We start from the raw sequence: 20,249 nt of genomic DNA, 5'->3' as shown, positions 1-20,249 counted from the left end.
GGGCGCCCCGTGCCACGGCCCGCCCTGTCCGCCGGTCACAGCGCGCAGACCGGGGCCTTCTCCTTCTCCTTGTCCTTCTCCTTGGCCGCCGCCGGGCACGGGCTGTCCGCACGCGCCGACGGCACCGTTCCGCGCGCCGGGCGCCGTCGCCCGCGGCGTACCAGCCCCACCGACCAGATCGCCACCGGGGCCAGACACAGGGCGAGGGCGAGCACAGCCCAGACGCGCATCACCGCATGGGTGTGGCCCAGGAAGAACGAACCGATCAGCGAGGACCCGAACACCCCCGCCCACAGCAGATGGATACGGAACGTGGAGAGCCGGTCGGGGCTGGACGAGTCGCCCTTGGGCGTGACCACGAACCGGCTGGTGCGCCGCAGCGCCGCGTCGCACAGCGACTTGGCGTAGATCGGGGCGGACAGCGCCGAGAGCAGCATCCCGGCCAGCCCGCCGGAGCCCTCCGGCTCGTGCGGGGAGACGTTGTGCCGCCGGTTCCAGACGTACAGGCCGATCTGGAGCATCGCCGCGTCGCTGTAGAGCATCATCCACATCTCGGCCGGGACGTGGATCCCGGCGGCCCCCAGCATCAGGAACAGCGCACAGGACAGCGCGGAGAGCATCCAGTTGATCGCGGTCATCGGGTAGTACGCGATCATCAGCGAGTAGTTGAGCAGCTTGCCCGGCGACAGGGTGAACAGGCCCTTCCAGAACTGCTTGAGCAGGGTCTCGTAGGTGCCGCGGCTCCACCGCATCTGCTGGGTGAAGAAGTCCGTCCAGGCGCTCGGTCCCTCGCCCACCGCCAGCACGTCGGGGGTGTAGACCGAGCGCCACTTCTTCCCGGTCGCGGGGTTGCGGCGGCGGTGCAGCTCGAAACCGGTGGCCATGTCCTCGGTGATCGAGTCGTACAGTCCGCCGATCGAGCGCAGCGCGCTGATCCGTACGGCATTGTTGGTGCCCACGAACATCGGACCGCCATACGCGTTTCCCGCCCGCTGGATCAGCGCGTGGAAAAGGAACTGCTGGCTTTCGGCGGCCTTGGTGACCGGGGTGTCGTAATTCCCGTAGACCTGCGGTCCCACGACAAAGGCGATATCCGGGTCCCGGAAGTAACCCAGCATGCGCTCCAGGAAGTTGGGCAGCGGCACATGGTCGGTGTCCACACACGCCATGAATTCATATGCGTCGCCGTGGGCGTCCAGCCAGGCGTTGTAATTCCCGTGCTTGGTCCGCGCCCGGAAAGCGCCCTTGGGCTGATTCCACTTCTCGACGCCCTTGCGGGAGAAGTGCCGTACGCCCAGCCGTGCGCACAGCGCCTTGACCTCGTCGTCGTCCCCCTCGTCGAGCAGCCAGACGTCCAGCGGCCCGGTGTGCCGGATGCGTACCGCTCCCTCGAGCGTGGCCCGGACCATCGCGATCGGCTCCTTGCCGGGCACGAAGCTGGTCAGGAACGCCACCCGGGTCCCCGGCTCCGGCACCACCGGCACCGGATCCCGCGCCACCAGGGTGGCATGGGCGTTGGAGACGACCGTGAACAGGCGGAAGCTCTCGATCAGCGCGATCGAGAGCAGCATCGCGACATCCGCCGCGCACTGCCACGCCGGCGCGTAGTCGCGGCGCACCCAGTGGTCGGGGCGCAGCAGCCACAACAGCAGCAGCGCCGAGCACACCGGCGCCGCGCACAGCAGCAGCGCGGCCCGGAACCGGTGCGGCTCCTGGGCCAGCAGACTCCGGCAGCGCACCCGGTAGGGGCGGTCCGCGGGGGGCTCCGTCAGCGGGCCCGCCAACTCGCTGTACCGCTTGTACTCGTACACCGGGGCGGGGCGATGGTGCGGAACGCGGGAATCCGACGCCGTACGCGCGGGCGGCGGCCCGGCGTGCACGGGGCGTGCGCCGGTTTTCCGGGGGGAATCTCTGACGGGGGTCGGTGCAGACATCTGGGCACTCCCGCGGGTCTGGCTGGAACCGAATGTCGCGTCCTGATGGCCCATATGGGTCATTCATTCTTCAGGTCATCGCGCGAGATGAGAAGGTAACAATCGCACGGGGCGCGGCGGCGCACATCGGAAATTCGGCGCGCCCTGTTGACGGTCCGTGAGATGTCCACTCCGACGGCCCAGCGGTGCGCGTCTTACGTGATTTACATCCCGACGTCTGGCAGGGTCGGAGCCGATCGACGTCACATTGGCACACCGAGATGGGGCGCAGTCGCCCGATGAGAGTTCTGCACATCATCTCCCGCCTCGGGGCCGGAGGAGCCGAACAGCAACTGAGGCTGCTCCTGCGCCATGTGCCGGTGCGCTGTGACGTCATCGCCCTCTCCGGCCCCGGCGCCACCGCGCACGGCATCCGCGCGGACGGTGTCCCCGTCACCCATCTGCCCCTGGGCGGCGGGCGTGCGCGGCAGCTCGCCGCCGTACCCAGGCTGGCGCGGATGATCCGGTCCGGCGGCTACGACCTGGTGCACACCCATCTCTACCGGGCCTGTGTGCTCGGCCGGATCGCCGCGCGGCTGGCCGGGGTGCGGGCGGTGATCGCCACCGAACACAGCCTGGGCGAGCGGCGGATCGACGGCCGTCCGCTCACCGCCGCCCTCCGCGCCCGCTACCTCGCCGCCGAACGGCTGGGCTCGGCGACCGTCGCCGTCTCGGCCGCCGTCGCCGACCGGCTGCGCGACCTGGGGGTGCCCAACCCCCGGATCCACCTGGTGCCCAACGGGATCGACGCCCGCCACTTCCACTTCGAGCCGACCGCCCGCGCGGCCGCCCGCGCCCGTCTCGGCATCCCCGAGCGGGCCTTCGTGGTCGGCGGGGTCGGCCGGCTGGTGGCGGACAAGCGGTTCGACGCGGCGGTTCGGGCCGTCGCCGACGTGCCCGGCGCCCGGCTGCTGCTGGTCGGCGACGGCCCCGAGCGCCCCGCGCTGGAGGACCTGGCCGCCCGGCTCGGCGTGGCCGACCGGGTCCGGCTGCTGGGGGAGCGCGACGGCGCGGTGGCCCCGGCCGACGACCGGCCCGCGGGGCTGCCCGGACTGCTGGCCGCCATGGACGTCCTGGTCTCGCCCTCCGTCGAGGAGGCGTTCGGCCTCGCGGCGCTGGAGGCGCTCGCGGCCGGGCTGCCGGTGCTGCACACCGTCTGCCCCGCCCTCGACGAACTCCCCGCCGGCGCCGCCCCCGGCGCCCGCCGCATCGCCCCCGGCCCGGCCGCCCTCGCCGACGCCCTGCGCCGACAGGCCGCCGCGGGCCCCCTGCGCTACCCGGTCCCGGACGCCCTCGACCGCTACGACATCGCCCGCGCGGCCCGCCGCCTGATGGATCTGTACGACCGCACCGCCACCTGCGGCCCGGACGGCTGCCTCCGCGTGCCACCCACCGGCCGCCCCACACCCCGCCGCGGCGCCCCCGCGAACTGAACCGGCCCCCGCACGGCGTGGTGTCCGCGTCTGCGTGTTTCCCGCCGGGGCCCGACGGTGCCCGGCCGCGTCTGGCGGTGCCCCCCGCCTGCCGGCGGGGGCGGCTCGCGGATGCCGCGTTGGTGCCGGGGCGGTTTCCGGGCCGTGCCGCTTTCGTTCCAGACAAGGACCGTGCCGGGCCGTCTGCGGTCCGTTGGTGTACGGCGGCCGTCCGTCGGTTGGTCGTCTGCCGTTCGGTCGGCTGTCCGCCGGGGACGCTGGGCAGTTGGCGGATGCCATCTCGCGGTGCGTCCGTGGGCTGATTCGGCGTCCACGCGGCGTGATTGTTTGCCGCTGGGGCCCGGCTGGCTGCCGCTCGGCCACCTGCCGCGCGGCCATCCGGGGTCCGGGCGCCTGCCCGCCCGCTGCCGCCTCGCCGCTCACCCCGCTCCTTCCGTGAACTTCCCGGGATGGTCGCGGACGAATTCCCGCACCCCCGTCGCGGGCCTTCCGGTGATCCTTTCGATGTCGTCGGTCACCCGGTCGTAGCGGTTCTCCGCGTGCAGCCGCGCCATCGTGGCGAGATGGTCGGCGACGTGGGCGGGCAGGCCCAGCGCCCCCAGGTCGTGGTTGACCCAGGCTTCGTAGGAGACGTCCACATAGCTGACCGGCCGCCCCAGCGCACTGCTGAACTCCTCGGCCATGGCGGTCATATCGCGCGAGGCCGGGCCGGTCAGCTGGTAGACCCTGCCGGTGTGGGCGGACGGGTCCGCCAGGACCTCGGCCACCACCGCGGCGACGTCCCGCGCCGCGACGGGGGAGGTGCGCCCGGTGCCGAACGGCAGCCGGATGGTGCCCTCCTGCGCGATCGAGGCGTAGACGAAGACCTCGAACAGCGGGTTCTCCATGAAGATGGTGGGCCGGATGTGCGTGACCGGGAGTCCCGACCAGTTCAGCGCCTGTTCGGCCAGCCATTGCTGACGGTGCTGGGTGGATTCCGCCGTGCTGGTCAGGTCCATCTGGGAGACCGTCATCTGCGACATGTTGACCAGCGCTTCCAGCCGTGCGGAGGCGCGCGCGACCACCGCCGTGGTCATCGTCGCCTCCAGGTAGCGCGGCGACACGCTCATGCCGAAGTACATCCGTCCGCAGCCGTCCAGCGCGCGGACCACGTCCGGGGCGCGGGTCAGATCGCCCGCCACCACCTCCGCGCCCGTCGCGCGCAGGTCCGCCGCCCGCTCGTCCTCGCGGTGGACCAGGGCGCGCACCGGCAGCCCGCGCCGGCGCAGCTCCGCCACCACGCCGCGGCCGACGGCCCCGACGCTCCCGGCGGCGCCGGTCACCAGGATCGGTGCACCGGACCCGGCCATGGCTCAGGGCAGCAGTTTGTCGAGGGTGATGGGCAGTTCGCGGACCCGGACACCGGTGGCGTGGTGCACGGCGTTGGCGATGGCCGCGGCGGTGCCGACGATGCCCACCTCACCGAGGCCCTTGGCGCCCATGGGGTTGGTGTGCGGGTCGGACTCGTCCAGCCAGTGGGCCTCGACGGCGTGCACATCGGCGTGGGAGGCGATGTGGTACTGGGCGAAGTCCTGGTTGACCACATGCCCGAACCGCGGGTCGAGCACGCTGTGTTCGTACAGCGCCATCGACATCCCCTGGGTCATCCCGCCGATCAGCTGGGACCGCGCCGTCTTGGGGTTGATGACCCGGCCCACGTCGAACATCCCCAGCAGCCGCGCCACCCGCACCTCCCCGGTGTCCTGGTCGACCCGTACCTCGGCGAACTGGGCGCCGAAGCTGTGCATCGCGTAGCGCTCGGCGTCCGGGTTGCCGCCCGGCAGCTCCGCGGTGGCCGCCAGGCCGCCCGGTGGCGCGATACCGCCGTGCTCGGTCCGCAGCCGGGCCCGCAGCCGGTCCGCGGCCTCCCAGATCGCGCTGCCCCAGCTGTTGATGCCGGCCGAGAACCCGGCGACCGACGCGGCCGGCAGCGCCGTGTCCCCGATCCGCATCTCCACCTCCCCGACCGGGACGCCCAGCGCGTCGGCGGCGATCTGGGTGAGCGCCGTCCAGGTGCCGGTGCCCAGGTCGGCGGCGGCGATCCGCACCGTGTAGTGGCCGTCCGGACCGATCCGGATCGTGGCCGCGTTCCCGGGGAAGCGGGGGGAGGGGTACGTCGAGGCGGCCACGCCGGTGCCCACCAGCCAGCGCCCCTCGCGCCGCGACCGGGGGGCCGGATCGCGCCGCTCCCATCCGGCCCGGCGGGCGCCCTCGCGCAGACAGGCCACCAGATGGCGGCTGGAGAACGGCAGCCCGGACTCCGGATGCACCTCCGGCTCATTGCGGATGCGGAACTCCACCGGGTCCAGTCGGCAGGCGAGCGCCATCTCGTCCAGGGCCGACTCCAGCGCGTACATCCCCTGCGCCTCGCCCGGCGCCCGCATGATCGTCGGCACCGGGACGTCCAGCGGGGCCAGCCGGTGGGTGGTGCGCCGGTGCGGCGCCGCGTACATCATCCGGGAGCAGACGGCCACCTGCTCCGCGTACCCCTTGGCCTTGGCGGTCTGCTCGATCACGTCATGGGCGAGCGCGATCAGCCTGCCGTCCCGGTCGGCGCCCAGCCGCATCCGCTGGATCGACGCGGGACGGTACCCGACCAGGGCGAACATCTGCTGGCGGGTGAGGGTGAACTTGACCGGCCGGCGGACGGTCCGGGCCGCCATCGCGGCCAGGACGGCGTACGAGTGGGGGTAGACCTTCGAGCCGAACGCGCCCCCGACATGCGGGGAGACCACCCGCACCCGCCCCGGCTCAAGACCCAGCACCCCGGAGATCAGGGCCTGGCTGAAGGAGACGCCCTGGGTGGAGCAGCGCACGATCAGCTCCCCGTCCGACCAGGTGACGACGGCGGTGTGCGGTTCCATCGGATTGTTGTGGTACATCGGCGTGGTGTACGTGGCGTCCACCATGGTCGGCGCGGCCGCCAGGGCCGTCTCGACGTCCCCCAGCCGGCTGTCGGCGGGCGAGCCGTCCTGGAGCTCTCCGCCGCCGGTGCCGAAGGTGGCCGCGTGCGCCGGGGCGCAGAGGTCGTCGCGGTCGGCGCGCAGCACCACATCGGGGGTCCTGCTCTCGTAGCTGACGCGGACGAGCCCCGCCGCGCGGCGCGCGGTCTCCAGGCTCTCGGCGACCACCGCGCCGATGAACTGACCGCGCCAGGCGACCTCGTCGGACTGGAGGACGGCCAGCTCCGGATCGTCGGGCCGGGTCAGCGTGGGGGCGTTGAGGTGGCTGAGCACGGCCAGCACCCCCGGCTCCGCCTCCGCGAGCGCGCTGTCCACCCCGGTCACCCGCCCGGAGGCGATCGTGGACTGGAGCGGATAGAGGTAGACGGGCTGGTCGAGGGGCCATTCATAGGCGTAGGTGGCGGTGCCGGTGACCTTCTGCACGCCGTCGACGCGGTCCATCGGGATACCGATGGCCCGGGGGCGGGCCGTGACGTCGCTCATCGCGCCTCCTCCAGCAGCTCCAGCAGGGTGGCGACGATCGTGTTGCGGGCGAGCGGCACCTTGAAGGCGTTGCCCGGCAGCGGCCGCGCCCCGGACAGTTCGGCCGCGGCCGCGTCCACGAAGCTCTCCCGGGTGGCGGGCGCGCCGCGCAGCGCCGCCTCGGCGGTGGTGGCGCGCCAGGGCTTGTGCGCCACCCCGCCCAGCGCGATGCGCGCGTCCCGTACCGCCCCGTCGGCGACGTCCAGCGCGGCGGCGACCGAGACCAGCGCGAAGGCGTACGAGGCGCGGTCGCGCACCTTGCGGTAGCGGGAGCGGGTCGCGGCGTGCGGGGGCGGCAGCTCCACATCGGTGATCAGCTCACCGCGCTCCAGCACGGTGTCGCGCTCGGGGGCGGAGTCCGGCAGCCGGTGCAGCTCGGTCAGCGGGATCCGCCGCTGACCGTCCGGCCCGGCCACCGCCACCACCGCGTCCAGTGCGGCCAGGGCGACCGCCATGTCGGAGGGGTGGGTGGCCACACAGGCGGGGGAGGCGCCGAGGACCGCCATGTCGCGCTGGTAGCCCTCCAGTGCCGAACAGCCCGAGCCCGGTGCGCGTTTGTTGCAGGGGGTGGTGACGTTCTGGAAGTACGGGCAGCGGGTGCGCTGGAGCAGGTTCCCGCCGGTGGTGGCCAGGTTGCGCAGCTGGCCCGAGGCGCCCGAGAGCAGCGCCTGGGAGAGCACCGGATAGCGGCGCCGGACCCGCGGGTCGGCGGCCAGATCGCTGTTGGTCACCGCCGCGCCGATGCGCAGTCCGCCGTCGGGCAGCTCCTCGATCCGGTCGGAGGTCAGCCGCCGGACGTCGATCAGCACCTCCGGGGTGGCCACCTCCAGCCGCATCAGATCGACCAGATTGGTGCCCCCGGCCAGATAGGCCGCCTCGGGCTCCCGGACCAGGGTGCTGACGGCCGCTGACACCCCGTCGGCGCGCTCGTAGCGAAAGGGCCTCATCGGTGCGCCACCTCCGCGATCGCCGGGACGATGTTGGCGTACGCGGCGCAGCGGCACAGGTTGCCGCTCATCCGCTCGGCGATCTCCTCGTCGTCCAGCACCACCTCGGTGGCGTTCGGGTCCTTGCTCACGGCGCTCGGCCAGCCCGCCCCGGCCTCCCGCAGCATCCCGGCCGCCGAGACGATCTGACCGGGTGTGCAGTAGCCGCACTGGAAGGCGTCGTGCGCGATGAACGACCGCTGGAGCGGGTGGAGCTCACCGTCGGCGAGTCCCGCCGCCGTGATGATGTCCGAGCCCTGGTGGGCGACGGCCAGCGCGAGACAGCCCAGGACCCGGCGGCCGTCGAGCAGCAGGGTGCAGGCGCCGCACTGTCCGTGGTCGCAGCCCTTCTTGGGGCTGGTGTTCCCCAGCCGCTCGCGCAGGGCATCCAGCAGCGTAGTACGGGTGTCGACGGTGAGGCGGTGCTCGGTCCCGTCCACCCGGAGTTCGATCTCCAGGTCCATGATCCCTACCCTTGATCGTCGTCCGTCGGGACGTCACGGGGGACGTCACGGGCACCACCATTCTCGGACATATGTGCGCTGATCGCCCATCCGGCGGTAGCGCGCGGTCAGGTGCGCTGGACTACGGCGTCCAGATGCGGCAGACAGTGGTCCATGCGGTCCCGCTTGGTGAGCAGGTACGCGAGGTTCTCCTGGCGCGGGGGCATCAGCAGCGGCACCTGCTCGCTGACCCCGACGCCGTGCCGCAGCAGCGCCTCCCGCTTGCGGGGGTTGTTGGACAGCAGCCGCACGGAGCGCACCCGGAGGTCGTGCAGCACCTCCGCCGCCACCTGGTAGTCGCGGGCGTCGGCCGGCAGGCCAAGCGCCAGATTGGCCTCGACGGTGTCCAGCCCCTCCGCCTGGAGCCGCATCGCCTGGAGCTTGGCGAGCAGCCCGATCCCGCGCCCCTCATGGCCCCTCAGATAGACGAGCACGCCCCGGCCTTCGGCCGCGATCGCCTTCAGCGCCGCGGAGAGCTGGTCGCCGCACTCGCAGTGACGGGAGCCGAACGCGTCCCCGGTGAGGCACTCCGAATGCAGCCGGGCCAGCGCCTCCTCCCCGGTGACATCGCCGTGCACCAGCGCTATTTGTTCATCGCCGCGAGCGAGGTCCCGATAGCCGATGGCGAGAAATTCGCCATATCGCGTGGACAGCCGGACATTCACCACTCGTTCGACACCAGAAGGCTGGGTGCCGACATCGAACACGCCATCACTTTCTGTCATGTCCGGCAGCCTATCTGGAAAACCCGGGCCCGGGTACGGGAATATGAGAAAGCCGCGGCAATCAGCTGTCGGACGGACACAGGAAAGGTCCACGAGATATGAGCGGTTCGGGCATGCGCTCCCAGGCCGGCATGGTCTTGCCGACCCAGACGACGGAAGACGTGCGGGCCCGCCGGGCCGATGTCGCCGTGCTTCCGGTCGGCAGTTTCGAACAACACGGCGCGTTTCTCCCCCTGGCGACCGACACGGTCATCGCCTGCACGGTCGCCGGCCAGCTCGCGGCCGCGTATCCGGTGCTGGCACTGCCCCCGGTGACCATCTCCTGCTCCCATGAGCACGCCGCCTGGCCAGGGACGGTGTCCCTCTCCGCGGCCACCCTCCACGCCGTGGTCCGCGACATCGCCCAGTCGCTTCGGCGCGCGGGTCTGCGCGGTCTGGTCCTGGTGAACGGGCACGGCGGGAATTACGTACTGCGCAACGTCGTCCAGGAATCCGTCGGCAGTGACTTCCGTATGGCGCTGTTCCCGGGACCGGCGGACTGGAACACCGCCCGGATACGCGCCGGTATACGCACCCCGGCGCACAGCGATATGCATGCGGGCGAACTGGAGACATCCATCCTCCTGCATGCCCACCCGGAACTCGTCCGGTCCGGTCATGAAACCTCCGACTGGACCTTCGATGAGCGCAAGCATCTGCTCACCCTCGGTATGTCCGCCTATACGGAGTCCGGTGTCATCGGCCGTCCGTCCAGGGCGTCCGCGCACAAGGGAAAAGAACTCCTGGCCGGGCTCGTCGATTCCTTCGCCGAATATCTTTCCCTCGTCGGTGCCGGGGAGGAGACTAAATGACCTTCCTGGCCACGGAAGCGGCGTGGGAGCGGCTGCGCTCGGTGCGGACCGAGGCGGACGCCGGGGCCGCCGGTCTGGTCCGGGGCCCGGACGGCGGACGGCGGTGGAGCGAGCCCGCCTCGCCGGAGGCCCGGCTCCTGGCCGACCGCTACCTCCCGCTGTGCCTGGCCGGTCCGCGGCTGACCGTCGCTCAGCTCGGCCAGAGCCTGGACGGTTTCATCGCCACCCGCACCGGCGACGCCGACTACGTCACCGGACAGGAGGACCGCCGCCACCTCCACCGGCTGCGCGCCCTCGCCGACGCGGTGGTCGTCGGGGCCGGCACCGCCGTCGCGGACGACCCCCAGCTGACCGTGCGCGCCTGCGCGGGCCCGAACCCGGTACGGGTCGTCCTCGATCCACACGGCCGGGTGCCGCGCGACCGCCGCGTCTTCACCGATGGCTCAGCCCCCACCCTGTGGGTGGTGGCCGCCACCGGCGAGCGCCGGCCGGCGCCGCCGGACGGGGTGGAGGTGCTGACGCTCGCGGACCCGGACGCCTTCGCCCCCCACCACCTGGTGCGCACCCTCGCACGGCGCCGGCTGGGCCGGATACTCGTCGAGGGCGGCGGTGTCACCGTGTCGCGCTTCCTGCACGCGGGCGCGCTGCACCGGCTCTACGTCACCGTGGCCCCGGTCCTGCTCGGCGACGGCATCCCCGGGCTGCGCTTCGACGGCACCCCGGTCATGCGGGACGCGCTCCGCCCGCCCGTCCGCCGCTCCGCCCTCGGCGCGGACACCCTCTTCGAACTCGACCTGACCGCGCCACGGCCGCGCGCACCACTGGACGGCCGGCACCACGGCCCCGGGGAGACACGCGGCGAAGGTCAGCACCCCGTAGACCACGGCCACGGCCAGCCCCTGGCCCGCACCCAGGCCGGCGGCACCGAAGGCCCAGGCCGTGACGGTCTCCCGGGGGCCCCAGCCGCCGACGTTCAGCGGCAGCGCCATGGCGATCAGGGCCAGCACCGACAGGGGGACCAGCACGGTCAGCGGAGCGTGTGACCCCGCGGTCCGCGCGGCCAGGACGAACGTCGTCAGATGCCCGGCCAGCACCACGGCCGAGGAGACCACCACCCCCGGCCAGCTGCCCGGGGCCAGCAGTCCGCGGCGCGCCTCCGCCAGCGCGCCGCGGACCGCGCCCCGCCGCCGCGAGGCCACCGGCGCCGCGCGGCGGCGGACGGCCGCCACGAGAGCCACGGCCACCACGAGCGGCGCCGCGCACCCCGCGACCGCCCCGGGCGCCGAGACCAGCCGGCCGGCCACCCCGCCGACCAGCCGGCCGGTCCACTCCACCGCCAGGGAGGGGTGGGCCAGCACCATCGCCACCCCCACCGCGAGCAGCACCACCTGGCCCGCGACCCGCTCCAGCACCACCGCGCGGACACCCCGGCCGACGTCCCCCGCGTCCCGCCCGTGCCGTACCGCGCGGTGCGCATCGCCGAGCACGCCACCGGGCAGCGCGGCGTTGAGGAACAGCGCGCGGTAGTAGGCGGCGACGGCCGGGCCCAGCCGCAGCCGGATGCCCAGCCCGCGCGCCACCAGACACCAGCGCCACGCGCTGCACACCGTGGTGAGCAGGCCCAGAGCGAGCGCCGCCAGCAGGGTGCGGCCGTCGACGGTGCGCAAGCCGGCCACAAAGGCCCCGGTGCCCAGCCGCCACACCAGCACCGCGAGGACGGCGGCGCCCACGGCCGCCCCGAGCCGGGCGCGCGGTGCGGCGCTCACGCGGCCGCCCCCGTCGTGCGGGGCGCGGGCAGCGCCAGCAGATCGCGGTGGTGCACCACCGCCCGCAGCGCCCCCGCCGCACACGTGGCCAGCCGGCGGCGCAGATACGCCTCGGCGCGTCCCGCGCACCGCGGCCGCTGCTCGACGGCCGCGGCCACCCGGCCGCGCAGCCACTCGGCCGTCAGCGCGGACTGCTCGGCGCCGAGCACCCAGGGGCTGGTGTGCGTCCGCACCGTCGCGCCGTGGCGGGCGAAGGCCCGGGAGGCCACCGCGACCGCGTCCGGGCCCAGCAGACCGCCGCGCCGCTGATGGGCGTCGAACGCCTCGGCGATCTCCGCGTCCAGCGGATCGGCCGGGCTGAGCTCGACCCGGCCCACCACCGTCAGCGCCAGCAGCGCCGGGCACCGGGCCTCGGCGCAGGCCGCGGCGATCCGGTCCACCTCCCGCTCGGTGACCACGTCCAGCAGCGCGGACGCCGTCACCAGCGAGGCGCCGTCCAGCGCGCTCCCGGTCAGCCGGGCGAGGTCGCCCCGCGCCGTGGCGATGGTGACGCGGCTGCCGTCGGTGGTGGTCCGGGGCATCCGGACGGCCGCCCGGTCCAGCAGATCGGGGTCCCGGTCGTGCAGGATCCACAGCTGCGGGCCGCCCAGCCGGGGCGCCAGCCAGCGCCCCATGGAGCCGGTGCCGCACCCCAGATCGTGGATCACCAGCGGCGGGCCGGACAGGTGGGGGCGGAGCGCGTCGAGGAGTTCGGGGGCGCGGGCGGCCGCGTCGGCACCCTCCCGCAGCTCCAGCCAGTCGGGGGTGTAACGCGGTACGTCGGTCGTCCTCACGCGGCCCTCCGCGGCTCGTGTCGGAGCTGGTCCAGCGCACCGGCCAGGTTCCGGGTGGTGTTCTCCCACCCGGCCAGCGCGGTACGCCGCTCGTGCGCGGCGGCGGTCAGCCGGCGGCGCGTACCGGGGTCGCCCAGCCAGCGGCGCAGCGCCGCCGTCAGCGCCCCGGGGTCGTCCGGGTCGATCAGCAGGCCCGGCGTCCGGCCGCCGGGCGCCTGCCCGACCGCCTCCGGGACCCCGCCGACGGCCGTCGCCAGCACCGGTATCCCCCGGGCGAGCGCCTCGGTCACCGCCATGCCGTAGGTCTCGGCGTACGAGGCGAGCACCAGCGCGTCGGCAGCGGCGTAGCCGGCGTCCAGCCCGGCGCCGGTCCTCGGGCCGAGCAGCCGCACCCGGTCGCCGACGCCGGTCCTCCCGATCAGCTCCCGGAGCCGGCCGGTGTAGTCCGGGTCCCGGTCCAGGGGTCCCACACAGTCCAGGCTCCAGGGCAGGTCGCGGATCTGCGCGAGCGCCTCCACCAGCCGCAGCTGTCCCTTGCGCGGGGTCACCGAGGCCACGCACAGCAGCCGTGAGCCGTCACCGCCCGGGGAGGCCGGCGGCGCGATATCGGCGCCGGGCGCGGCGACGTGGACCCGGTCGGGGACCAGTCCGTGCAGTTCCACCAGCCGCCCGGCCGCCCACGCGCTGGTGGCCACCACCGCCCGGACCGAGCGCAGGGTCCGGCCCTCCAGCGCCTGAAGTTCGGCGGCCAGGCCGGGGTCCAGCCCCGTCTCGTCGCCCAGCGGCAGATGCACCAGCACCGCCGGCCGCAGCCGCTGGGCCTGCGGAACGACGAGGTGGGGCAGCGCGGCGGCGACCAGTCCGTCGAGCAGCACCACCGCCCCGTCCGCCGTCCCGGTCAGGACGCGGCTCAGCTCCGCGCGGGCGGCGGGTCCCGGCCGGGGCCAGTCGCCCGCGACGGTGTGCTCCTCGACCCGCCAGCCGGTGCCGGGCAGATCCCGGCAGATCCGCCGGTCGTAGACGTTGCCGCCGCTCGGCGCGGCCGGGTCGGCCACGGCGCCGGGCATCACGAAGTGCACCGCACGCGGTGCGGCCCGGCTCATAGCGCACGCTCGTAACTGGCCCAGGCGATATGCGATTCGCGCAGGGTGACCGTGATCCCCAAGAGCCCATGGGCGCCCTCGCCCAGCGCCCCGGAGCGCACCCGCTCGGCGAGGCGGTCGGCGATCACCTTGGCGAGGAACTCGGTGGAGGTGTTGACGCCCCGGAAACCGGGTTCGTCGTCGAGATTGCGATAGCTGAGCGCGCCGCACACCTCGCCCAGCTCACGGGTGGCCAGACCGATGTCGACGACGATGTTGTCGCCGTCCAACTCGGCCCGGCGGAAGGTGGCGTCCACCAGGAACGTCGCCCCGTGCAACCGCTGCGCGGGTCCGAAGACCTCCCCGCGGAAACTGTGAGCGACCATGATGTGATCGCGGACGGTGATGCTGAACAACGGATGACCCTCCAGACGCGGCGTGTCGGGCCCCGGCCGGGGCACGCCCTCCAGTACGGCCGCCGCGTTCCGCGTGTTCAGCCCGGCGACACGGCGGATCCGCCGTCGTCCTCGTACGCGTCGTGTCCGTCGTCTTCGCCGTCGTACCGAACCCGGTGGCACAACCCCGGAAGCTCCCCGGACGCCAGTCTCGGCAGCACCTCGGGAAGCTCCTCGAAACCGCATTCGCCGGTGACGAGGGCGTCGAAGGCCGGATCGGCGAGCAGTCCGAGCGCCAGCGCCATCCGGTCGGCGTAGCCCCGGCGGGCGCCCCGGGCCGGTGACACCGTCCCCACCTGGCTGCTGCGCACCACCAGCCGGCGGGAGTGGAACGCCTCCCCGAGCGGCAGGCTGACCCGCCGGTCCCCGTACCAGCTCAGCTCCAGCACCGTGCCCTCCGGCGCGAGGAGTTCCAGCGAGCGCGCGAGCCCCTGTTCGGTGGCGCTGGCGTGCACCACCAGATCACGGTCGCCCGCCGCCTCCCCGGGGAGCGCGAAGTCCACCCCGAGCGCCCGCGCGACCTCCGCGCGCTCGGGCCGGGCGTCGACCAACTGCACCCGTACGGCGGGGAACCGGGCCAGCACCGCCGCGACGCAGGCACCCACCATCCCCGCCCCCACCACGGCGATCCGGTCGCCCAGCAGGGGCGCGGCGTCCCAGGCGGCGTTCACCGCGGTCTCCACCGTGCCCGCCAGCACGGCGCGCGGCGCGGGCACGCCCGCCGGCACCGGGGTCACCGCGCTCGCCGGGACCACGTACCGGGTCTGATGCGGATACAGACAGAAGACGGCGCGCCCCCGCAGGTCCCGCGGCCCCTCCTCGACCAGACCCACGTTGAGATAGCCGTACTTGACCGGGCCGGGGAACGCACCGTCCTGGAACGGCGCCCGCATGGCGGTGTGCTGGCTCTCCGGGACGCCACCGCGGAAGACCAGGGTCTCCGTACCGCGGCTCACCCCGGTGCACAGCGTGCGCACCACCACGTCGCCGGGGCCCGGGTCGGGCAGGGTCACTTGACGTATCTCGCCGTGGCCGGGGGAGCGGAGCCAGAAGGCACGGGCGGTGCGCGTCATACGGCGTTCTCCTCAGGAGCTGGACAAGGGGCTGGGCAAGGGGAACTGAACGATCGGGTGGTGGCCCACGTACCGACACCATGAAGCCGCGGACACGGTACGCGGCACCCACCCACTCAGCCACACAGCCCGGAGGGTGCACGGTGGCCCTGAACAACCCGTACAACACGAGGCTGGTGCGGACCGAGACGGCCGCGGGCGCGGGCGCGCAGCTGCTGTTGCTCGTGTCGCTGGGCACGGCGGTCGGCCTGGGACCCGCGGGCTGGCTCACCGGCCTGGCCTTCGCGGGCGCCACCTGGGCGGTGCTCACCCGCGCCCTGTCGCGGTCCTGGCTCGTCTCCTTCGGCGCGGCCAACCGCGTCACGCTGGCGCGGGCGACGCTGGTCGGCGGGGTGACCGCGCTGGTCGCCGACTCCTTCGCGAGCTCGCCGCCGGTCACCGTCCTGGTGGTCCTCACCGCGGTCGCCCTGGTCCTCGACGCGGTCGACGGCCAGGTGGCCCGCCGCACCGGCACCACCTCCGCGCTGGGCGCGCGGTTCGACATGGAGGTCGACGCCGTCCTCATCCTGGTGCTCAGCGTCTACGTGGCCGCCTCGCTCGGCCCCTGGGTGCTGCTGATCGGGGCCATGCGCTACGCCTTCGTCGCCGCGTCATGGGTGCTGCCCTGGCTGGCCGGCCCCTTGCCCCCGAGCACGGCCCGTAAGACGGTGGCCGCGCTCCAGGGCGTGCTGCTGCTCGTCGTCGGCGCCGATGTGCTGCCCCGCCCCCTGGCCGTCGGCGCCGCCCTGCTGGCCCTGACCCTGCTCAGCTGGTCCTTCGCCCGCGACATCGGCCGGCTGTGGCGCGCCCGGGACCGCCGGGTGCGATGAGCGCCGGGGCCGCCGGCCGGTTCCGGCGCGCCCGCCGCCCCCCGCCGCGACGGTGATGTCCGCGGCGCCGACCACCCCCATGTCCCCGTACGGACGCGGTGCGGAAGAGGGGGGTATCCGCGGTACCCAGTCCCGCCTCCGTGAGAGGGAACGGCGCGGGAACCGTTCAGGAACCCGGGTCGGGAGGATGGCTGACCCTCATGGCGAGCCGCGCCATTCAGGGCCTGTGCCATCCGCCTTACCTATTTCCTGAGGAGTACCGACATGCCTGTGGTCACCGTCGACTGGTGGCAGGGGAACGACCGGGAACGCCGCGCCGTCCTGGTGTCCGAGCTGGCCGCGACCGTATCCCGGGTGGCCGGCTGCCCGGTCGAGGCCGTCACCGTCGTGGTCCGCGACTGCGAACCCGGCCACCACCACGACTCCGCCTCCCGCCCTTGTTCCCCCGACGCCGGATTGGGTCTGATGGGCCCGTTGTGAGCGGGGGCCGGCCGGCGGGCCGGGGCGGTACGCCGCCCCTGTCAGCCGCCGGATACCGCGGGTTCCCGTTTCGGCGCGCCACGGCGTGCGGCGGCCGGTAACGAGACCGGACGCGTTCGGGAACGGCCGCGGACAGCATCGGAGATGTCAACAGCGGTCACCGATTGAGGGGGTACCACTCATGCGAGCCACGCGCGCCACACTGGTCGGACTCATCGCGGCGATGACGTTCGCTTCCACTGCCGGAGCGGCGCACGAGTACCGGACGACGGCCACCACCGGGCACCCCAGCGCGCGCCATGTCCTCGCCTCCGGTGAGGGGCCGGCCGTCGCTCCCCTCTCGGGTGAGGGGCCGGCCTTCGCCGCCGCCTGATGCCGCACCGGTGTGTCAACCGTGCCGGCGGAACGCTTCCGCCACGCCCATCTGGTCGAACAGCGCGTCGGCTCCGCGGCGGTGGTCATCGGCCGCCGCCGCGTCACCGAGCGCCTGACAAGCCTGGGCCATACCGGACAGGGCGCGCGCCATCTCGATGCGGTAGCCGACCGCCGAGGCGATCCGGTGGGCGTCGGTGTGCAGTTGGAGGGCGGTGGTGTGGTCACGCCGGTGGCCGCACAGCCGGCCCAGGATGTTCTTGACCGTCGCCTGCCGGATCGGCGCGCGGCTCTCGCGCTCCAGTTCCAGGGCGCGTTCGGCGTGGTCCGGCGTCCCCGCGGGCATGCCGAGGCGGCGCCGTACCTTGGCCGAGAGCGCGAGGACCAGGGCCACGTCTCCCAGGGAGTCCGAGTCGTCGCTCATCTCCAGGGCCCGGTCCAGGCAGGCGCGGGCCTCCTCGTCCGCACCGAGACCGATGAGGGCGAGGGCCAGGTCGGTCAGGGCCACCATCTCGTTGTCCCGGGCGCCGATCCGCTGGTTGAGCTCGACCGCCCGCCGCGCCGCCTCGGCGGCCTCGCGGTATCTGCCCAGGTGCTCGAAGAGCGAGCTGAGGTTGGTCAGGGACTCGGCCTCCGCGCGCGGGGCGCCCAGCTCCCTCTTGAGGGAGATCGACTGCATCAGGTGGGGCAGCGCCTCGTCGAAGCGGCCGACCGTGGCCAGCAACAGCCCGAGCATCCCGGTGCTCTTGGCCTCCCCCCTGCGGTCCCCCAGCGACACCGAAAGCCCCAGGCTCTCCTCCGCGGCCGTCAGCCCCTCCGGGAAGCGCCCCAGCTTCCAGTCGGCGACCGCCAGGTTCGACAGGCTCAGGGCCAGCAGGGACCGGTCCTCCAGCGCCCGTGAGGCGGCCACCGCGACGCCCGCCACCTGCCGGAACTCCTCGTAGCGCCCCCGGCTGTCGAGCTGGAAGACGACGTTGCGGGCCAGTTCGGCGGCGTGCCGGTACAGGCCCTGGCGGTCCGCGAGGGTGACGGCTGCCAGCAGGCTGTCCTTCTCCCGGTCCAGCCACTCCCGGGCGCGGGCGACGTTCTGGAGCGGCGGGACCACGGCGGCCGGCCGCAGGACCGGTCCGTCGGGTCCGGGGCTCAGTGGCGCCCGCCCCGGGAAAACGATGTCACAGGCCGCTTCGGTGGCGGCCAGGTAGTAGTCGAGCAGCCGCTGGGTGGCCGTGGCATCCGCCGTGGCGTCCGCCGTCTCGTTCGCCGTGTTCTGGTCCTGGCCCTCCTGCTTCGTCAGCCACTGCGCGAAACTGCGCACCAGGTCGTGGAAGGCGTAGCGGCCGGTCTCGTGCTGCTGCATCAGATGCGTGTCCAGCAGATGCTCCAGCACCTCCTCGGCCCGGCTCGGGTCGGTGCCGAGCAGAGCGCCGGCCGAGTAGGGGTCGACGTCCGCGCCCGGATGTCTGCCCAGCAGCCGGAAGGCGGTGCGGTGCGCCGGGGCGAGCCCTTCGTAGGACAGGGTCAGGGTCGCGGTGACGCCGCGTTCCCCGGAGCGCAGTTCGTCCAGGCGGCGGGTCTCGTCCCGTAACCGGTCGACCAGGTGGCGGACGGTCCAGCGCGGCCGGTTGCGGAGCCTGGCGGCGGCGATCCGCAGTGCGAGCGGCAGGTGGCCGCATAACTCCGCCAGCTCGGCCACCGCCACCGGCTCGGCCGCCATGCGCTCCTCGCCGAGCATCCTGGCGACCAGCGCCGTGCTGTCCTGCGGGGGCATCATCCCGAGGGAGATCCACTGCGCCCCGTCCAGTTCCACCAGCCGGGAACGGCTGGTGATCAGGACGAGGGCGTCGGAGGTGCCCGGCAGCAGCGGCCGGACCTGCGCGCTGTCGACAGCGTTGTCCAGGAGGAGTACCAGCCGGTGCTGTGCCGCCGTGGTACGCCACAGGGCGAGCCGCCCCGCCTCGTCCTCGGGGATGCGCTCGCCGGGCACGTCGAGCGTCCGCAGCATCGCCTCGGCGACCGCGCCGGGCTGGAGCGGCGGCTCGCCTGGGGTAAAACCGCGCAGGTCGACGTAGAGATGGGCGTCGGGCCAGTAGTCGGCGAGTTGGTGGGCGACCCGCACCGCGAGCGAGGTCTTGCCGGTGCCGCCCATGCCGTCGATGGCCACGATGCGCGGGCCGCGTCCGGGGCGCGGGCCCGGACCGCCCTGGCCGTCCGGTCCCCAGGAGCCCTCCAGCAGATACCGCAGCTCCCGGTCCCGGCCGGTGAAGTCCGGCAGGTCGTAGGGCAGGGTGCAGCAGTGCGGGCCGGTCGGCACCGGTGGGGGCGGGGTGGGTAAGGGAGCGGATAAGGGAGGCGGTGAGTGGCCGGTGGGGGTGGCGGCCGCCGCGGTGGCCGGGGGCACGGGCGCCGGACGGCTGGGGGCGGCGAGTTCGGGGCTGTTGCGCAGGATCGCCTCGTGCAGAGCGGTCAGCCGCTCGCTCGGGTCGATGCCCAGCTCCACGGAGAGCATTTTGCGCACCGAGTCGAACTCCGCCAGCGCTTCCGCCTGCCGCCCCGACCGGTACAGGGCGAGCATCAGCAGTCCGCGGAGCGTCTCCTGGAAGGGATGGGAGCCGATCAGATCGCGCAGGTCCCCGACCAGTTCGCCGCTCTCGCCCAGGGACAGCCGCAGCTCGTAGTACTGTTCGGTCGCCGCCAGGTGGCGCTCCTCCAGAGCGGCGGAGGCGGCCGCGATCACCGCACCGCCGGCCCCGGCCAGAACCGGGCCGCGCCACAGTGCGAGAGCCGTGCTCAGGGTGTCGACCGCGGCCCTGGTGCGCCCTTCGGCCGCTTCCTGCTGGGCCCGCCGCAGCCCCTCGGTGAACATGCTCAGGTCCAGGCGCTCGGGTGCCACCACCGCCCGGTAGCCGGGACCATCGGTGAGGATCAGCTCATGCCCCGCCGGGATGCGGCGGCGGAGCGCGGCGACGGCCTTGCGCACCTGGTGCGGGGCGGTGGCGGGCGGATCCTCGTCCCAGACGGCCTCGACCAGCCGGCTGACCGGCAGAACACGGTTGGGGGAGAGCAGCAGGGCGACGAGTACCCGCTCGTGGACGGGCCCGCCGAGCGGAAGCTGAGTCCCGTCGTCCGTGAGGCATTCGAGCGAGCCGAGCACATTCAACCGGACCGGGTCCCGCTTCTGCTCCGTCAACCTGTGCCCCCTCGGCGAGCGCTCATGTACTAACTGTAACGACCAGTCAGCGAAAAAAATATAACCATTACCGACAGGTGTTCGGTCGGCCGGTATCGGGACGGGAAGCGTTGGGGAGTCCGTCGCTGGACGCTACG

General features: G+C 73.7%; 16 protein-coding genes and 2 pseudogenes. 6 read left to right on the top strand and 12 right to left on the bottom strand.

Going from position 1 to position 20,249, the window contains the following annotated elements; genetic code table 11:
- Positions 1–35: 35 nt before the first annotated feature.
- Complete coding sequence (locus tag PS467_RS10125; RefSeq protein WP_311034984.1) at positions 36–1,934, bottom strand: glycosyltransferase family 2 protein; 1,899 nt, start codon at positions 1,932–1,934, stop codon at positions 36–38.
- Between the two features lie 278 nt (positions 1,935–2,212).
- On the opposite strand from PS467_RS10125, the gene PS467_RS10120 reads away from it, so the two are divergent.
- Positions 2,213–3,406 (top strand): glycosyltransferase, encoded by a 1,194-nt coding sequence (locus tag PS467_RS10120; protein ID WP_311034983.1) that lies wholly within the window; start codon positions 2,213–2,215, stop codon positions 3,404–3,406.
- Positions 3,407–3,825: 419 nt separating this feature from the next.
- Here the strand turns inward: PS467_RS10120 and PS467_RS10115 are convergent, their stop codons facing one another.
- The 5 genes from PS467_RS10115 to ribA all read right to left on the bottom strand — a co-directional run bounded on the left by PS467_RS10115 (position 3,826) and on the right by ribA (position 9,144).
- Positions 3,826–4,755 carry an NmrA family NAD(P)-binding protein gene (locus PS467_RS10115; protein WP_311034982.1) on the bottom strand — a complete coding sequence of 310 codons (930 nt, stop codon included), beginning with the start codon at positions 4,753–4,755 and terminating at the stop codon, positions 3,826–3,828.
- A gap of 3 nt (positions 4,756–4,758) precedes the next feature.
- Positions 4,759–6,891, bottom strand: coding sequence for a xanthine dehydrogenase family protein molybdopterin-binding subunit (locus PS467_RS10110; RefSeq protein ID WP_311034981.1), 2,133 nt, complete (start codon positions 6,889–6,891; stop codon positions 4,759–4,761).
- A complete protein-coding gene (locus PS467_RS10105; protein ID WP_311034980.1) occupies positions 6,888–7,877 on the bottom strand; it encodes an FAD binding domain-containing protein in 990 nt (329 codons plus the stop codon). Before PS467_RS10105 ends, PS467_RS10110 begins: the two co-directional genes overlap by 4 nt.
- Complete coding sequence (locus PS467_RS10100) at positions 7,874–8,380, bottom strand: (2Fe-2S)-binding protein (RefSeq protein WP_268971101.1); 507 nt, start codon at positions 8,378–8,380, stop codon at positions 7,874–7,876. The genes PS467_RS10105 and PS467_RS10100 overlap by 4 nt, the downstream gene beginning before the upstream one ends.
- Positions 8,381–8,487: 107 nt before the next feature.
- On the bottom strand, positions 8,488–9,144 hold the full coding sequence (ribA, locus tag PS467_RS10095) for a GTP cyclohydrolase II (RefSeq protein WP_311034979.1): 657 nt from the start codon (positions 9,142–9,144) through the stop codon (positions 8,488–8,490).
- Between the two features lie 98 nt (positions 9,145–9,242).
- On the opposite strand from ribA, the gene PS467_RS10090 reads away from it, so the two are divergent.
- Entirely contained in the window at positions 9,243–9,995 is a 753-nt protein-coding gene (locus PS467_RS10090) for a creatininase family protein (RefSeq protein WP_311034978.1), read from the top strand.
- Positions 9,992–10,627, top strand: a pseudogene (locus tag PS467_RS10085) (RibD family protein); the annotation flags it as partial. The gene PS467_RS10090 and the pseudogene PS467_RS10085, both read left to right, overlap by 4 nt.
- A gap of 279 nt (positions 10,628–10,906) precedes the next feature.
- On the opposite strand, the pseudogene PS467_RS10080 reads toward PS467_RS10085, so the two are convergent.
- The 5 genes and pseudogenes from PS467_RS10080 to PS467_RS10060 form a co-directional block, all read right to left on the bottom strand.
- Positions 10,907–11,698, bottom strand: a pseudogene (locus tag PS467_RS10080) (lysylphosphatidylglycerol synthase transmembrane domain-containing protein); the annotation flags it as partial.
- 59 nt (positions 11,699–11,757) lie between these two features.
- Positions 11,758–12,663, bottom strand: coding sequence for a class I SAM-dependent methyltransferase (locus PS467_RS10075; RefSeq protein ID WP_432280561.1), 906 nt, complete (start codon positions 12,661–12,663; stop codon positions 11,758–11,760).
- Entirely contained in the window at positions 12,591–13,697 is a 1,107-nt protein-coding gene (locus PS467_RS10070) for a glycosyltransferase family 4 protein (RefSeq protein ID WP_311034976.1), read from the bottom strand. Before PS467_RS10070 ends, PS467_RS10075 begins: the two co-directional genes overlap by 73 nt.
- On the bottom strand, positions 13,694–14,092 hold the full coding sequence (locus PS467_RS10065) for a 6-pyruvoyl trahydropterin synthase family protein (RefSeq protein ID WP_311034975.1): 399 nt from the start codon (positions 14,090–14,092) through the stop codon (positions 13,694–13,696). Before PS467_RS10065 ends, PS467_RS10070 begins: the two co-directional genes overlap by 4 nt.
- A gap of 77 nt (positions 14,093–14,169) precedes the next feature.
- Entirely contained in the window at positions 14,170–15,204 is a 1,035-nt protein-coding gene (locus PS467_RS10060) for a zinc-dependent alcohol dehydrogenase (protein WP_311034974.1), read from the bottom strand.
- A 143-nt stretch (positions 15,205–15,347) separates the two neighbouring features.
- Between PS467_RS10060 and PS467_RS10055 the strand changes: the two genes are divergently transcribed.
- The 3 genes from PS467_RS10055 to PS467_RS10045 all read left to right on the top strand — a co-directional run bounded on the left by PS467_RS10055 (position 15,348) and on the right by PS467_RS10045 (position 16,926).
- Complete coding sequence (locus PS467_RS10055) at positions 15,348–16,073, top strand: CDP-alcohol phosphatidyltransferase family protein (RefSeq protein WP_311034973.1); 726 nt, start codon at positions 15,348–15,350, stop codon at positions 16,071–16,073.
- 264 nt (positions 16,074–16,337) lie between these two features.
- Entirely contained in the window at positions 16,338–16,553 is a 216-nt protein-coding gene (locus PS467_RS10050) for a tautomerase family protein (RefSeq protein ID WP_268971100.1), read from the top strand.
- 181 nt (positions 16,554–16,734) lie between these two features.
- Positions 16,735–16,926, top strand: a complete 192-nt coding sequence (locus PS467_RS10045) for a hypothetical protein (protein WP_311034972.1) — start codon at positions 16,735–16,737, stop codon at positions 16,924–16,926.
- Positions 16,927–16,941: 15 nt separating this feature from the next.
- Here PS467_RS10045 and PS467_RS10040 read toward each other — a convergent pair whose 3' ends face one another.
- A complete protein-coding gene (locus PS467_RS10040) occupies positions 16,942–20,112 on the bottom strand; it encodes an AfsR/SARP family transcriptional regulator (RefSeq protein ID WP_311034971.1) in 3,171 nt (1,056 codons plus the stop codon).
- Positions 20,113–20,249: the final 137 nt, after the last annotated feature.

It is taken from the genome of Streptomyces luomodiensis, from assembly GCF_031679605.1.
GTDB classification, from domain to species: domain Bacteria; phylum Actinomycetota; class Actinomycetes; order Streptomycetales; family Streptomycetaceae; genus Streptomyces; species Streptomyces luomodiensis.
The sequence above is the reverse complement of the archived record's forward strand: the minus strand, read 5'-3'. Positions and strand labels throughout refer to the sequence as shown.